Annotated in this window: 16 protein-coding genes and 1 tRNA gene; 12 read left to right on the forward strand and 5 right to left on the reverse strand. The window is 71.4% G+C overall.

What is annotated here, in order from left to right:
• Positions 1-527: 527 nt before the first annotated feature.
• A complete protein-coding gene (locus OG875_RS20195; RefSeq protein ID WP_330175614.1) occupies positions 528-1,133 on the reverse strand; it encodes an isochorismatase family protein in 606 nt (201 codons plus the stop codon).
• Between the two features lie 127 nt (positions 1,134-1,260).
• Positions 1,261-2,616: a nicotinate phosphoribosyltransferase gene (locus OG875_RS20200; protein ID WP_330175615.1), complete on the reverse strand. Its 1,356-nt coding sequence runs from the start codon at positions 2,614-2,616 to the stop codon at positions 1,261-1,263.
• Between the two features lie 212 nt (positions 2,617-2,828).
• Between OG875_RS20200 and clpS the strand changes: the two genes are divergently transcribed.
• The 7 genes from clpS (at position 2,829) to OG875_RS20235 (ending at position 7,546) form a co-directional block, all read left to right on the forward strand.
• Complete coding sequence (gene clpS, locus OG875_RS20205) at positions 2,829-3,134, forward strand: ATP-dependent Clp protease adapter ClpS (RefSeq protein WP_330175616.1); 306 nt, start codon at positions 2,829-2,831, stop codon at positions 3,132-3,134.
• The gene (locus OG875_RS20210; RefSeq protein WP_330175617.1) at positions 3,134-3,721 is read left to right on the forward strand and encodes a DUF2017 domain-containing protein; all 588 of its coding nucleotides are present in this window, start codon (positions 3,134-3,136) and stop codon (positions 3,719-3,721) included. The genes clpS and OG875_RS20210 overlap by 1 nt, the downstream gene beginning before the upstream one ends.
• Positions 3,722-3,928: 207 nt before the next feature.
• Positions 3,929-5,410, forward strand: coding sequence for an amino acid permease (locus OG875_RS20215; RefSeq protein ID WP_330175618.1), 1,482 nt, complete (start codon positions 3,929-3,931; stop codon positions 5,408-5,410).
• Positions 5,411-5,535: 125 nt separating this feature from the next.
• Positions 5,536-5,949 carry a M67 family metallopeptidase gene (locus OG875_RS20220; RefSeq protein ID WP_330175619.1) on the forward strand — a complete coding sequence of 138 codons (414 nt, stop codon included), beginning with the start codon at positions 5,536-5,538 and terminating at the stop codon, positions 5,947-5,949.
• A 124-nt stretch (positions 5,950-6,073) separates the two neighbouring features.
• The gene (locus tag OG875_RS20225; RefSeq protein ID WP_330175620.1) at positions 6,074-6,187 is read left to right on the forward strand and encodes a putative leader peptide; all 114 of its coding nucleotides are present in this window, start codon (positions 6,074-6,076) and stop codon (positions 6,185-6,187) included.
• Positions 6,188-6,278: 91 nt separating this feature from the next.
• Positions 6,279-6,596 (forward strand): MoaD/ThiS family protein, encoded by a 318-nt coding sequence (locus OG875_RS20230; RefSeq protein WP_330175621.1) that lies wholly within the window; start codon positions 6,279-6,281, stop codon positions 6,594-6,596.
• On the forward strand, positions 6,596-7,546 hold the full coding sequence (locus tag OG875_RS20235; RefSeq protein WP_330175622.1) for a PLP-dependent cysteine synthase family protein: 951 nt from the start codon (positions 6,596-6,598) through the stop codon (positions 7,544-7,546). Before OG875_RS20230 ends, OG875_RS20235 begins: the two co-directional genes overlap by 1 nt.
• A gap of 443 nt (positions 7,547-7,989) precedes the next feature.
• Here OG875_RS20235 and OG875_RS20240 read toward each other — a convergent pair whose 3' ends face one another.
• Entirely contained in the window at positions 7,990-8,523 is a 534-nt protein-coding gene (locus OG875_RS20240) for a type II toxin-antitoxin system PemK/MazF family toxin (RefSeq protein WP_330175623.1), read from the reverse strand.
• Between the two features lie 208 nt (positions 8,524-8,731).
• On the opposite strand from OG875_RS20240, the gene OG875_RS20245 reads away from it, so the two are divergent.
• Complete coding sequence (locus tag OG875_RS20245) at positions 8,732-9,484, forward strand: MBL fold metallo-hydrolase (RefSeq protein WP_330175624.1); 753 nt, start codon at positions 8,732-8,734, stop codon at positions 9,482-9,484.
• 199 nt (positions 9,485-9,683) lie between these two features.
• Here the strand turns inward: OG875_RS20245 and OG875_RS20250 are convergent, their stop codons facing one another.
• Positions 9,684-10,964 (reverse strand): PTS transporter subunit EIIC, encoded by a 1,281-nt coding sequence (locus OG875_RS20250; protein ID WP_330175625.1) that lies wholly within the window; start codon positions 10,962-10,964, stop codon positions 9,684-9,686.
• 198 nt (positions 10,965-11,162) lie between these two features.
• Here OG875_RS20250 and OG875_RS20255 point away from each other — a divergent pair, with 198 nt between their 5' ends.
• The 4 genes from OG875_RS20255 (at position 11,163) to rdgB (ending at position 13,458) form a co-directional block, all read left to right on the forward strand.
• Positions 11,163-11,396: a PTS glucose/sucrose transporter subunit IIB gene (locus OG875_RS20255; RefSeq protein WP_330175626.1), complete on the forward strand. Its 234-nt coding sequence runs from the start codon at positions 11,163-11,165 to the stop codon at positions 11,394-11,396.
• Positions 11,397-11,534: 138 nt separating this feature from the next.
• On the forward strand, positions 11,535-12,272 hold the full coding sequence (gene rph, locus OG875_RS20260; protein ID WP_330175627.1) for a ribonuclease PH: 738 nt from the start codon (positions 11,535-11,537) through the stop codon (positions 12,270-12,272).
• A gap of 108 nt (positions 12,273-12,380) precedes the next feature.
• On the forward strand, positions 12,381-12,764 hold the full coding sequence (locus OG875_RS20265) for a hypothetical protein (protein ID WP_330175628.1): 384 nt from the start codon (positions 12,381-12,383) through the stop codon (positions 12,762-12,764).
• 91 nt (positions 12,765-12,855) lie between these two features.
• Positions 12,856-13,458 carry an RdgB/HAM1 family non-canonical purine NTP pyrophosphatase gene (rdgB, locus tag OG875_RS20270; RefSeq protein ID WP_330175629.1) on the forward strand — a complete coding sequence of 201 codons (603 nt, stop codon included), beginning with the start codon at positions 12,856-12,858 and terminating at the stop codon, positions 13,456-13,458.
• Between the two features lie 59 nt (positions 13,459-13,517).
• Here rdgB and OG875_RS20275 read toward each other — a convergent pair.
• Positions 13,518-13,594: transfer RNA gene (locus OG875_RS20275), tRNA-Leu, on the reverse strand.
• Between the last annotated feature and the right edge of the window lies 1 nt (position 13,595).

A 13,595-nucleotide genomic window follows, 5' to 3' on the forward strand; every position in this document is an offset into this window, starting at 1 on the left:
GACGTGAGCGCCGCGTAGGGGCGCCGAGCCGGGCGTTTCATGGGCCGGAGGCGGGCGGCCCGGCGGGCACGGGCGTCGGCTCTGTGCCTGCCGCCGCGTGGCGCTCGTAGCTCCGCCCCGATCCCCGGACCGCACGCCGGAGGCGGTCCGTCCCGACGGACGTGGGCCTCCGCGTAGGGCGGCTGAACCGGCGCGTCGCACGCCGGAGGCGGGCCGGCCGACCGGCACGCCTCGTCAGCCCCGTGCCTGCCGCCGCGTGGCGCTCGTAGCTCCGCCCCGATCCCCGGACCGCACGCCGGAGGCGGTCCGTTCCGACGGACGTGGGCCTCCGCCTAGGGGCCGCCGAGCCGGGCGCGTGATGGCCCGGAGGCGGTCCGTCCCGACGGACGTGGGCCTCCGCCTAGGGGCCGCCGAGCCGGGCGCGTGATGGCCCGGAGGCGGACGCGCCTGGCGGGCACGTCGGCCCGCTGCCGCAGGGCGCTCCCCGGACCGGCCCGGGGAGCCCGCGGCCTCGCCGGTCGCAGGCGCTACGCGCCGGTCGTGGTCTCACGGACCACCGGTGTGCCCGTCAGGGTCACGCCCGCCGTGCGCAGCTCCGTCAGGGCACGTTCCGTCGTCCTGTCGGCCACGCCCGCCGTCAGGTCCAGCAGCACCCGGGTGGTGAAGCCCTCGCGCGCGGCGTCCAGGGCGGTCGCCCGTACGCAGTGGTCGGTGGCGATGCCGACGACGTCGACCTCCGACACGTCGCGGTCCCTCAGCCACCGCGCCAGGGTCACACCGTTCTCGTCGGCGCCCTCGAAGCCGCTGTACGCCGCCGCGTAGGCGCCCTTGTCGAAGACCGCCTCGATCGACCCCGAGGCGACGGCGGGCGCGAAGTTGGGGTGGAAGCCCACCCCCTCCGTGCCCGCCACACAGTGCACCGGCCAGGAGTGCTCGAAGTCGGGCCGGGCCGAGAAGTGGTCACCCGGATCGATGTGGTGGTCACGCGTCGCGACCACATGGCGGTAGCCGGCCGTCGACTGCCCGATGAGATCGGTGACGGCGGCGGCCACCTCGGCGCCGCCCGGAACCGCGAGGCTGCCGCCCTCACAGAAGTCGTTCTGGACGTCCACGACTATCAACGCGCGGTGCATGGCGGGTGTCCTTCGATGGGGTACGGGTGCGGGCCACCGAGCCTAAGGTGTCGGCCTCGGGAGGGCCCCTCGGAGCCCGGCGTTCCCGCTCGCGGCCCGGTCATGCCCGCCGCGGGGGCCGGGCCCGTCACAGGTAGACCGTCGGGATGACGGGCTCGCCGCGCGACAGCTGGATCGCCGACATCGGCAGCCCCGCCCGCGCCGCCACGTGCCGCTCCCGGACGGCCTCCAGCGGCTCACGCGCCACCACCTCGCCGCCCTTGACCAGCTCCACCAGCAGCTGCCGGTCCAGCAGGTCGTCGGGGACCGGGCCGGTGCCGAGGACCTCCGCCTCCGCGAACCCTTCGGCGTCCACCCGCCGCGCCGCCCACTTGCGCCCGCCGATCGACGTCTTGCCGCCCAGCGATTTCTTCGCCACCGGGTGCAGCGGCGCCCCCGGATCCGCCGAGTGGGCACGGGCGACGAGTTTGTACACCATCGAGCAGGTGGGGTGGCCGCTGCCGGTGACCAGCTGGGTGCCGACCCCGTACGCGTCCACGGGCGCGGCGGCCAGCGAGGCGATCGCGTACTCGTCCAGGTCGGAGGTGACCACGATCCGGGTGTCGACCGCGCCCAGCTCGTCCAGTTGCTGCCGCACCCGGTGCGCGACCAGCAGCAGGTCGCCGGAGTCGATTCGCACCGCGCCGAGGCCCGGTCCCGCGATCTCCACGGCGGTACGGACGGCCTCGGCCACGTCGTAGGTGTCCACGAGCAGCGTCGTACCGCCGCCGAGCGAGTCCACCTGGGCCCGGAACGCGTCGCGTTCGCTGTCGTGCAGCAGGGTGAAGGCGTGGGCGCTGGTGCCCACCGTCGGGATGTCGTAGCGGAACCCGGCCGCCAGGTCGGAGGTGGTGTCGAAGCCGCCCACGTACGCGGCGCGCGAGGCGGCGACGGCGGCCAGTTCGTGGGTGCGGCGGGCGCCCATCTCGATCAGCTGCCGTCCGCCCGCCGCGGCCGACATCCGGGACGCGGCGGCGGCGATCGCCGAGTCGTGGTTGAGGATCGACAGGATCACCGTCTCCAGCAGCACGCACTCGGCGAAGGAACCCTCGACGCGCAGGATCGGCGAGCCGGGGAAGTACACCTCGCCCTCGGCGTAGCCCCAGATGTCGCCGCGGAAGCGGTAGTCGGCGAGCCAGTCGAGGGTCGGTCCGTCGACGATGCCGCGCTCGCGCAGGAACGCGACGAGGTCCGGGTCGAAGCGGAAGTTCTCGACGGCGTCCAGCACCCGGCCGGTGCCCGCGACCACTCCGTAGCGCCGCCCCTCGGGCAGCCGCCGGGTGAAGACCTCGAAGACGGAACGGCGCTCGGCCGTCCCCGCCCGGAGCGCCGCCCGGAGCATCGTCAACTCGTACTGGTCGGTGAAGAGCGCGGTGGAGGGAACGCCGACCCGCCGGCCGCCCTCGTCCCTCGCCAGGCCCTTCTCAAGGTCCGCGGAGTTCATGCCGACGATGCTACAGCGGATTTCGTCAGAGTGACGATTTCTAACGGAGGCTCATACCGTCGTCCGCGCGGAGGCGCGTTCCGGTGCTGCCGGGTGCGCGTACCGCCGTTTGTGCGGGGGACCCCTCCGGGTGGCAGCATGGGGCTGTGAGGCCCTGCATCCCGGGGGCGCGGCCCCGGGACCCCCGGCGGAGAAGAAGGTCGTCCCCCACAGTGAGTGTTGCCCCGACAGAGATCGAACGCCCCGAGTCGGCCCAGGAGACGTTCATCGTCCCGGAACCGGACGTGCCGTGGCTGACGATCGTCCACAACGACCCGGTCAACCTGATGAGTTACGTGACGTACGTCTTCCGGACGTACTTCGGCTATTCCAAGGACAAGGCAAACTCGCTGATGCTCGACGTCCACCACAAGGGCCGCGCCGTCGTCTCCAGCGGCAGCCGCGAGGAGATGGAACGCGACGTGCAGGCCATGCACGGATACGGCCTGTGGGCCACGCTCACCCAGGACCGCGACTGATGGCCGGGCAGTTCGAGGCGATCCCCGGCGGGGGCGCCGCCGTCGCGCTCGACGAGGTCGAGATCTCCATCCTGCGCTCCCTCGCCGTCCAGCTCCTGGAGTTGATCGGCCCCGGCGACGAACCGGCCCAGGGCGAGGACCCGCTGGCCGCGCTCTTCGCGGAGGGGCCCAGCGAGCCGCCGTCCGACCCCGCGCTGGCCCGGCTGTTCCCGGACGCGTACGGGTTCGGCGACGAGACCGACGAACAACTGCGCGAGTACGCCTCGGAGTTCAGGCGCTTCACCGAGAACGACCTGCGCACCCGCAAGCGCGAGGACGGTCTCGCGGTCGTACGCGGTCTCGACGCGCTGTCCGCCGCGGGCGAGGGCGGAGCCGTACTGAAGCTGACGCCGGACGACTGCCGGCACTGGCTCGGTGTGCTCAACGACCTGCGGCTGACGATCGCCAGCCGGCTGGACATCACCGACGAGGACGAGGGCGAGGGCCTGTACCGGCTGCCGGACTCCGATCCGCGCAAGCCGATGGTGATGGCCTATCTGTGGCTCGGGGCGCTCCAGGAGACGCTGGTCGAGACGATGATGCCCTGAGGGACGCACGGACCGGCTCCGTTCCCTCAACGGGCCCTCAACTCCTGATTACGATCCCGTCACCGCCCCCGCGCGCATTGCGATCGCGGGGGAGGTTCCTCCCTTTCTTCCTGTGGAGCGCGCCACAGCGTCCTGCCGGGATCGCCGCCCGGCCCGTGGTAAATCTTCACGACCACCGGCACAGGCACGGAGAAAGGGCACCTCACCATGACCTCCCCACAGGTCGACAACCCCTCGCACGGCCCCTCGCGCGGTCCCTCCACCGGCACCTCGGAAGAGGGCTACGAACGCGGGCTCGGCAGCCGCCAGGTCCAGATGATCGCGATCGGCGGCGCCATCGGCGTCGGTCTCTTCATGGGCGCCGGCGCGAACATCGCCAAGGCCGGGCCGAGCATCATCCTCATGTACGCGCTGGCCGGCGTCGTCGTCTTCTTCATCATGCGGGCACTGGGCGAACTGCTGCTCTACCGGCCGGTCTCCGGCTCGTTCGCGGAGTACGCCCGCGAGTTCCTCGGCCCGTTCTTCGGGTACGTGACGGGCTGGACGTACTGGCTCATGTGGATCGTGACCGGCATGGCCGAGCTGACGGCGGCGGCGATCTACATCCACTTCTGGTTCCCCGCGATCCCGCAGTGGGTGAGCGCCCTGGTCTTCCTCGTGGTCCTCTTCGGCGTCAACCTGATCTCCGTCAAGATCTTCGGCGAGGTCGAGTTCTGGTTCTCGATGGTCAAGGTCACCGCCATCATCGGCATCATCGTCATCGGCCTCGGCGTGCTGACCCTCGGCTTCTCCGACGCGGGCGCGACCGCCGCCACGAGCAATCTCTGGCAGCACGGCGGCATCTTCCCCAACGGCATCGGCTCCAGTCTGATGACCCTCCAGGGCGTGATGTTCGCCTACCTCGCCGTCGAACTCGTCGGTGTCACGGCGGGCGAGTCCGAGAACCCGGAGAAGACCCTCCCCAAGGCCATCAACACGCTGCCCTGGCGCATCATCGTCTTCTACGTCGGCGCGCTCACCGTGATCCTCGCCGTCGTGAAGTGGACCGAGTTCAGCGAGGGCGAGAGCCCGTTCGTGCACGCCTTCGCCAGGATCGGCATCCCGCTCGGCGCCGGGATCGTCAACTTCGTGGTGCTTACCGCCGCCCTGTCGTCCTGCAACTCCGGCATGTACTCCACCGGCCGCATGCTGCGCGACCTCGCCGCCAACAAGGAGGCCCCGGGCGCGCTGGGCCGGCTCAACTCCCGCCGTTCCCCGGCCACCGGCATCACCGCGTCCGTCGCGCTGATGGGCATCGGCGTCGTCCTCAACTACCTCGTCCCGGAGAAGGCGTTCCTGTACGTCACCTCCGTCGCCACCGCCGCCGGCATCTGGACCTGGATGATGATCCTGATCAGCCACATCAAGTACCGCTCCGCCGTGGTCGCCGGGCGCCTTCCGGCGTCCCCGTTCCCGGCGCCGGGCGGCGCGGCCCTGAGCTGGGTGGCGCTGGCCTTCCTCTCCTTCGTGACCTGTCTGATCGCGTACGACTCCGACTCCAGGATCTCGCTGTACGTCGGCGCGGTCTGGGCGCTGTTCCTGGCCGGCGGCTGGGCGCTGCTCAGGCGCCGCAGCGCGGAACTCGCGGCGGGCGGGCCGGGCGACCCGGAGGGCCCGTACGAGCCGGAGTACGCGAAGGCGTCGGACTGACGGACCCCGGCGTCCCTGTTCCTGCGGGGGCCCAACTCGCCTCACCCGTCGCACGTCTCACGCACTGTCTCACCAGGTGGTCTCCGCGTCTCAGCCGCGGAGGCCACCTGTTTATCCTTCACCCCATGCTCACCATCACCCAGGCGCTGTACGACCAGATCGTCGCCCACGCGCGGGCCGACCACCCCGACGAGGCGTGCGGTGTGATCGCGGGCCCCGAGGGCAGCGACCGGCCCGAGCGCTTCGTCCCCATGCTCAACGCGGCGCGCTCGCCCACCTTCTACGAGTTCGACTCGGCGGACCTGCTCAAGCTCTACCGGGAGCTGGACGACCGGGACGAGGAACCGGTGGTCGTCTACCACTCGCACACGGCGACCGAGGCGTACCCCTCCCGTACGGACATCACCTACGCCAACGAGCCCGGCGCCCACTACGTCCTGGTCTCCACCGCCGACACCGACGGCGCGGGCCCCTTCCAGTTCCGCTCCTACCGCATCGTGGACGGCGAGGTCACCGAGGAGGACGTCCGGGTCGTCTGAGCCGGCGGGCCCGCACGGGCGCCGAACTGCGCGGGCCCCCGGTCCGTCCATCTGACGGACCCGGAACGTCCGAGGTACGAGATGCCATACCGGAACGTGGACCGGGAATCGATACGATGACCCCATGGTTTCCCCTGACGTGAGCGACAAGACGCCCGGCGATCTGCTGGTGGCGCGGCTGCACGTCGATCTGTGCCGACTCGCGAGCGCCATGTGTACGGCCGGCGCCCCCGCCTGAGCCGCGGTACGACGCCCGTCCCGAGCACCACCCCCGCGCGGGGGCAGAGCCGCGCGCCCGTCACGCCTTTTTTCCGACAGGAGCCCACGCCATGGCCATCGAGGTCCGCATCCCGACCATCCTCCGCACCTACACCGACGGCGCCAAGGCCGTCGAAGGCAACGGCGACACCCTCGCGGCACTGCTCACCGACCTCGAAACCCGCCACACCGGCATCCGTGAGCGCATCGTCGACGGCGCCAACGGCGAGCAGCTGCGCCGCTTCGTGAACGTCTACCTCAACGACGAGGACGTCCGCTTCCTGGACGGCATCTCCACCAAACTCGCCGACGGCGACAGCGTCACCATCCTCCCGGCCGTCGCGGGCGGCGCCCCCGGCGCCGCGATGCCCGACATGCCCGCGCTCTGATGCGGTACGACTCCCCGCTCGCGGTCGTCGGCGACACCCCCCTCGTACGGCTGCCCCGGCTGTCCCCGTCGGACGAGGTCCGGCTCTGGGCCAAGCTGGAGGACCGCAACCCCACGGGCTCCGTCAAGGACCGCCCGGCGCTGCGCATGGTCGAGCAGGCCGAGAAGGACGGCCGGCTCACCCCCGGCTGCACCATCCTGGAGCCCACCAGCGGCAACACCGGCATCTCGCTCGCCATGGCCGCCAAGCTCAAGGGCTACCGGATCATCTGCGTGATGCCGGAGAACACCTCCCGGGAGCGCCGTGAACTGCTCGCCATGTGGGGCGCCGAGATCATCCCGTCCCCGGCGGCGGGCGGCTCCAACACCGCCGTGCGCGTGGCCAAGGAACTCGCCGCGGAGAACCCGGACTGGGTGATGCTCTACCAGTACGGCAACCCGGACAACGCGGGCGCCCACTACGCCACCACCGGACCGGAGATCCTCGCCGACCTGCCGTCCGTCACCCACTTCGTGGCCGGTCTCGGCACCACCGGCACCCTCATGGGCGTCGGCCGCTACCTGCGCGAGCACAAGCCCGACGTCCGGATCGTCGCGGCCGAGCCGCGCTACGACGACCTGGTCTACGGCCTGCGCAACCTGGACGAGGGCTTCGTCCCCGAGCTGTACGACGAGTCCGTCCTCACCGGCCGCTTCTCCGTCGGCTCCGCCGACGCCGTCGTCGCCACCCGCAGCCTCCTCCAGCGGGAGGGCATCTTCGCGGGCGTCTCCACGGGCGCCGCGCTGCACGCGGCCCTCGGGCTCGGCAAGAAGGCCGTCAAGGCGGGCGAGAGCGCCGACATCGTCTTCGTCGTCGCCGACGGCGGCTGGAAGTACCTCTCCACCGGTGTCTACACGGCGGCCACGGACGAAGAGGCCGTCGCCACCCTCCAGGGCCAGCTCTGGGCCTGAGCGTCCGCCGGTACGGCGCTCCCCGCGCGGGGACCGCCGTACCTGGCCACCGCGCGATCCCCAACCTCCTTGATCCGCCGGGCACTCGGCGTCGGCCCCCCGCCGGATCAGGCCCGGGGCGTGCTCGCGTGTGCCCGGCCGCTGACTCCGCCGCCCGCCGACGGGGCGGCGGCCGATCCGCGAAGCTCCCGGGCGGGACCCGGGCCCGGCCCGGGGAGCTACGTGCCCGTGAAGATCCGCCGGGCTGGACCCGGGGCCGGTCGTTCGGATCGTGCCGGGCTCGCGTGCCCCGGCACCACGCCTCACCGCCGTTGACAGCACCGGAGGGAGGCACGGCCTCCGCCAAGCCTCCCTCCTCCGCCGTGCGATCCACGGCACCCACGTGACATCGGCCGCCGACGCGGCGGGCGCTCACCGGTCCGGCCCGATCCGAGCGACAGAACCTAACGCGCCAGATGCCGAACCTGGCGCCACAGCCCGTCCTCCAGCGTGCCCACCCGGCGCCGGAACTCACGGGTGTTCACCCGGCGCAGCTCGTCCGTCTCCAGGAAACTCCGCCGCCCCTCGGTGTCCCCCACCGCCTCCGGCGGCAGCGGGATCACCCCAGGCCGCCCCTCGTGGAACTTGCTGGTGATCTTGGCGACCAGCGCCGTACGCCCCCGTACCGACAGCACCAGGCACGGCCGGTCCTTCGCGCCGGTCCCGTCCTCGTACGGCACCATCGCCCACCAGATCTCGCCCGCCCGAGGCCCCCGCCCGCCTGCCTTCTCGCCGGCCTTCCCGCGCGTCTTCTTCCCGGCGGGGCCGCGCGGCGGCCTGCGGTCGGTGCGATCCGTACGGCCCGTCCGGCCGGTCCGGCCCGGACCGCGCGAGCGCCCGCGCGGCGGGCGCGGACTGCGGCCCCGCCCGTCCACGAGCGTGGCGACCGCCGCCAGCACCACCACCACGATCAACGCCACCCACCAGGTTGTGTCCATGCACCGGACCGTACGCCGCACCCCGCCCGCGCGGGGCGGGGACCCCGGCCGGGACCCCGCCGGCGAGGACCGCCCGAACCGGTGACACAGCAGGTGAGTTCCCCCACAACGGGCCGGTGCGGAGGAGCGACCGGCCACTCGGCGCCTTAGGCTCGACAGACCGAACGACCCCCGTCGCCCCCCTTCCCGCCACGGAGGTTCACGCTCCATGAAGCTCACCGTCGTCGGCTGCTCGGGCTCGTTCCCCTCCGTGGGATCGGCCTGCTCCAGTTACCTCGTAGAGGCCGACGGCTTCCGGCTGCTCCTCGACATGGGTAACGGCGCCCTCGGCGAGTTGCAGCGTCACTGTGGTCTCTACGACCTCGACGCCATCTTCCTCAGCCATCTGCACGCCGACCACTGCATCGACATGTGCGGCTACTTCGTCGTCCGCTACTACCGCCACGACGGCGGACGCTGCGACACCATTCCCGTCCACGGCCCGGACGGCACGGAACAGCGCCTCACCACCGCGCACGCCGACACCCCGACCGAGAAGTCCATGAGCGAGGTCTTCGACTTCCACACGCTCAAGCCGGGCTGGTTCGAGATCGGGCCCTTCACGGTCCGTACGGAGAAGCTGGCCCACCCCGTCGACACCTTCGGCATCCGCCTGGAGCACAACGGCCGGTCGCTCACCTACTCCGGCGACACCGGAGTCAGTGAGGCCCTGGTCGAGCTGGCCGAGGACACGGACCTGTTCCTCTGCGAAGCCGCCTTCACCCACGGCAAGGAGGACATCCCCGGCCTCCACCTCAACGGCCGCGAGGCCGGCGAGCACGCCGCCCGCGCGGGCGCGCGCCGGCTGGTCCTCACCCACATCCCGCCGTGGACGGACGCCGAGCGGAACCTGCGCGACGCGCGGGCCGTGTACGGCGGACCGGCCGAACTGGCCGTGCCCGGCGCGGTGTACGAGATCTGAACGCGACGGCGTACGAGTCCCCGAGCGCGCCGGCGTACGGGACCGGGACGTGAGGTGACCGTGGCGTGGCGTGGCGTACGAGATCCTCCGCACGCCGCGGACCCCGCACACCCCGTACACCCCGCACCCGCACTCCTCGTGCCCCCGGCCGGACCGGGCCGGGGGCACCGCCGTGACACCGGCACCCCCGTGAGGCCGGTCACCCTTTCGTGTTCTCCCGCTCCACGTCGTCCTCCACCGCCACCGGCTCCCGCCCCGGCGTCGGAATGTCGAACCGCGTGATCGCGAACCGGAAGACCACGTAGTACACCACCGCGAAGCACAACCCGATCGGGATGATCAGCCAGGGCTTCGTGTCCAGATGCCAGTTGACGACGTAGTCGATCAGCCCGGCCGAGAAGCTGAAGCCCGCGTGCACCCCCAGCGCCCAGGTGATCGCCATCGAGGCACCCGTGAGCAGCGCGTGCACCCCGTACAACAGCGGCGCGGCGAACATGAACGAGAACTCCAGCGGCTCCGTGACCCCCGTCACGAACGAGGTCAGGGCGACCGAGAGCATCAGCCCCGCCACCTGCTTCCGCCGCTCCGGCCGCGCGCAGTGGGCCATCGCCAGCGCGGCGGCCGGCAGACCGAACATCATGATCGGGAAGAAGCCCGACATGAACTGACCCGCCGTCGGGTCCTGGGCGAAGAACCGCGTCAGATCACCCTGGACGACCGTCCCGTCCGCCGTCGTGAACTCACCCGCCTGGAACCAGAAGAACGTGTTCAGGAACTGGTGCATACCGATCGGGATCAGCAGCCGGTTCGCCACCCCGAAGATGCCCGCACCCCAGGCGCCCAGCGAGATCAGGTGCTTGGCGAACGTCGTCAGCCCGTCGCCCACCGGCTGCCACAGCAGCCCGAACAGCACCCCGAGGATCACCCCCAGGAACGCCATCTGGATCGGCACGAGCCGGCGGCCGTTGAAGAAGCCGAGCCAGTCCACCAGCCTCGTACGGTGGAACCGCTGCCAGACCACCGCCGTGAGCAGCCCGATCAGGATGCCGCCGAGCACCCCCGGATTCTGCGGATTTCCCTCCGGCAGTTCGTCCGTGACCGTGCCGTCGGCCGGGAACGCGACGAGCACGTTGTGGTAGACGAGGAACCCCGCGACCGCCGCCAGCGCCGTCGACCCGTCCGCCTTCTTGGCGAAACCGATCGCGACCCCGATGCAGAACAGCAGCGGCAGCCCGAAGCTCCCGTCCAGGATCGCGTTGCCGCCCTGGAGAAGGACCTTGGCGGTCTTGTCCCAGAACGGGCCGTGCAGATACGCCGTGAAGAGATTGCCCAGGCTGACCAGCAGACCCGCCGCGGGCAGCACGGCCACCGGCAGCTGGAGACTGCGCCCGACCTTCTGGAACCCCTGGAAGAGACCGTTCCACCAGCGGCGCCCGGGAGCCGGGGGAGTGGCCGGCGCGTCGGCCCCCGTCGCACTCATCGGCGACCTCCCGTCGGCCCGTCGGCGGCGTACCCCTGGTGACCGTCATCCTTCGGCACCGGCCGGTCGCCCGCCCGCGAGGATGGGCCAACCGTGAAGCTGGACAAACGGTGAACTTGGGAAAACAGTGAGTTAACGTAAAAATCGGAACACGATGGCGCCGGGACGCCGCCCCTCGGACAGCAGGGAGTCACAGTCATGGCCAGCAAGGCTGAGAAGATCGTCGCCGGTCTCGGCGGCATCGAGAACATCGAAGAAGTCGAGGGCTGCATCACCCGCCTCCGTACGGAGGTCGTGAACCCGGACAAGGTCGACGAGGTCGCGCTGAAGGCCGCAGGGGCGCACGGCGTCGTCAAGATGGGCACCGCCGTCCAGGTCGTCATCGGTACGGACGCCGACCCGATCGCCGCCGACATCGAAGACATGCGATGACATGACGGACGACCAGGGCTGAGCCGCCGAGAGCCCGCGCGGCCACCCCGCACCGAGGGGCCCGATCCGGACAACCGCCGTACCCCCGGCGGAGAACCGGAACGGGCCCCTCACCCATGTCCCGTTAGGCTCACCCCCATGTCTCGAATCGACGGCCGCACCCCCGAACAGCTCCGCCCCGTCACCATCGAACGCGGATGGAGCAAGCACGCCGAAGGATCCGTCCTGGTCTCCTTCGGCGACACCAAGGTCTTCTGCACCGCCTCCGTCACCGAGGGCGTCCCGCGCTGGCGCAAGGGCAGCGGCGAAGGCTGGGTCACGGCCGAGTACTCGATGCTGCCCCGCGCCACCAACACCCGCGGCGACCGGGAGGCCGTACGCGGCAAGATCGGCGGACGTACGCACGAGATCTCCCGGCTCATCGGGCGCTCGCTGCGCGCCGTCATCGACTACAAGGCCCTCGGCGAGAACACGATCGTGCTCGACTGCGACGTCCTCCAGGCCGACGGCGGCACCCGCACCGCCGCGATCACCGGCGCGTACGTCGCCCTCGCCGACGCCGTCGAATGGGCCAGGACCAAGAAGATCGTCCGGGCCAACCGCAAGCCCCTGACCGGGACCGTCTCCGCGATCAGCGTCGGCATCGTCGACGGCACGCCGCTGCTCGACCTCTGTTACGAGGAGGACGTGCGCGCCGACACCGACATGAACGTCGTCTGCACCGGCGACGGCCGCTTCGTCGAGGTCCAGGGCACCGCCGAGGCCGAGCCCTTCGACCGCGCGGAACTCGGCGCGCTCCTCGACCTGGCCACGGCGGGCTGCGCGGACCTCGCCGCCGTCCAGACCGCTGTCCTGGAAGAGACCCTCGCCAGGTAAAGGGGCAACCAAGAAGCCCGTGTGCGGCGTCGTTACAGTCGCGACCGACAGGGGCGTACGGGGGAAGCCCGCGTACGCCCCACCGCACCAACGGGAGGGAACCCACCCATGGCCTCGCGCCGACGAACCGCGGTGACCATCGCCGCCGTCCTGCTCACCTTCACCGGGGTGGCCGGCTGCGGCGCCCTCGACAAGGCCGTCGACTGTGTGAAAACCGCCGACGCCATAGCCACCAGCGTCAACAACCTCCAGCAGGCGATCTCCGCCGCCTCGAACGACGTGACCCAGGCCGAAGAGGCCCTGGACACCATCGACACCGAGCTGGACAACCTCCGGGACACCACGGACAACGCCGACCTCAGCAAGGCGGTCGGCGACCTCAGCACCGGTGTCGGCACCGTCCGCGAGTCCATCGAGAACGGTGACACCACCCCCGACCTCGCCCCCGTCACGGACGCGGCCGCCGAGATCGGCAAGGTCTGCACCCCGTGACCTGTCTCCGGTGCCGGTGCCGGTGCCGGTGACGATGCGGGTGCCGGTGCCGGTGACCGAGCACCCGGCGGGCGCGCGGATAATCGGCCCCATGACCCGCCTGCTTCTCGCCACCCGCAACGCCGGGAAAATCACCGAACTCAGGGCCATCCTCGCCGACGCCGGTCTCACCCACGACCTCGTCGGCGCGGACGCCCACCCCGACATCCCGGACGTCAAGGAGACCGGCGTCACCTTCGCCGAGAACGCCCTGCTCAAGGCGCACGCCCTGGCCCGCGCGACCGGCCACCCGGCCGTCGCCGACGACTCGGGCCTCTGCGTAGACGTCCTCGGCGGCGCCCCCGGCATCTTCTCGGCCCGCTGGTCGGGCACCCACGGCGACGACCGCGCCAACCTCGACCTCCTGCTGGCCCAGCTCTCCGACATCGCGCCCGCCCACCGCACCGCCCACTTCGCCTGCGCGGCGGCCCTCGCCCTCCCGGACGGCACCCAGCACGTGGTCGAGGGCCAACTCCGCGGCACCCTGCGCACGACCCCGTCGGGCACGGGAGGCTTCGGCTACGACCCGATCCTCCAGCCGTCGGGCGAAACCCGCACCTGCGCCGAACTGACCCCGTCGGAAAAGAACGCGATCAGCCACCGGGGCAAGGCATTCCGCGCCCTGGTGCCGGTGGTGCGGGAGTTGCTGGGCTGAGCCGGATCACAGCAGAGAGCCCGTGACCTTGGTTTCGAAGGTCGCGGGCTGCTGATACCTGGTGCGCCCGGTCGGATTCGAACCGACAACCACTAGTTTCTAAAACTAGCCTCTCTAGCCGTTGGAGTACGGGCGCG

The sequence above is a fragment of the Streptomyces sp. NBC_01498 genome, assembly GCF_036327775.1.
In the GTDB taxonomy this organism is placed as follows: domain Bacteria; phylum Actinomycetota; class Actinomycetes; order Streptomycetales; family Streptomycetaceae; genus Streptomyces.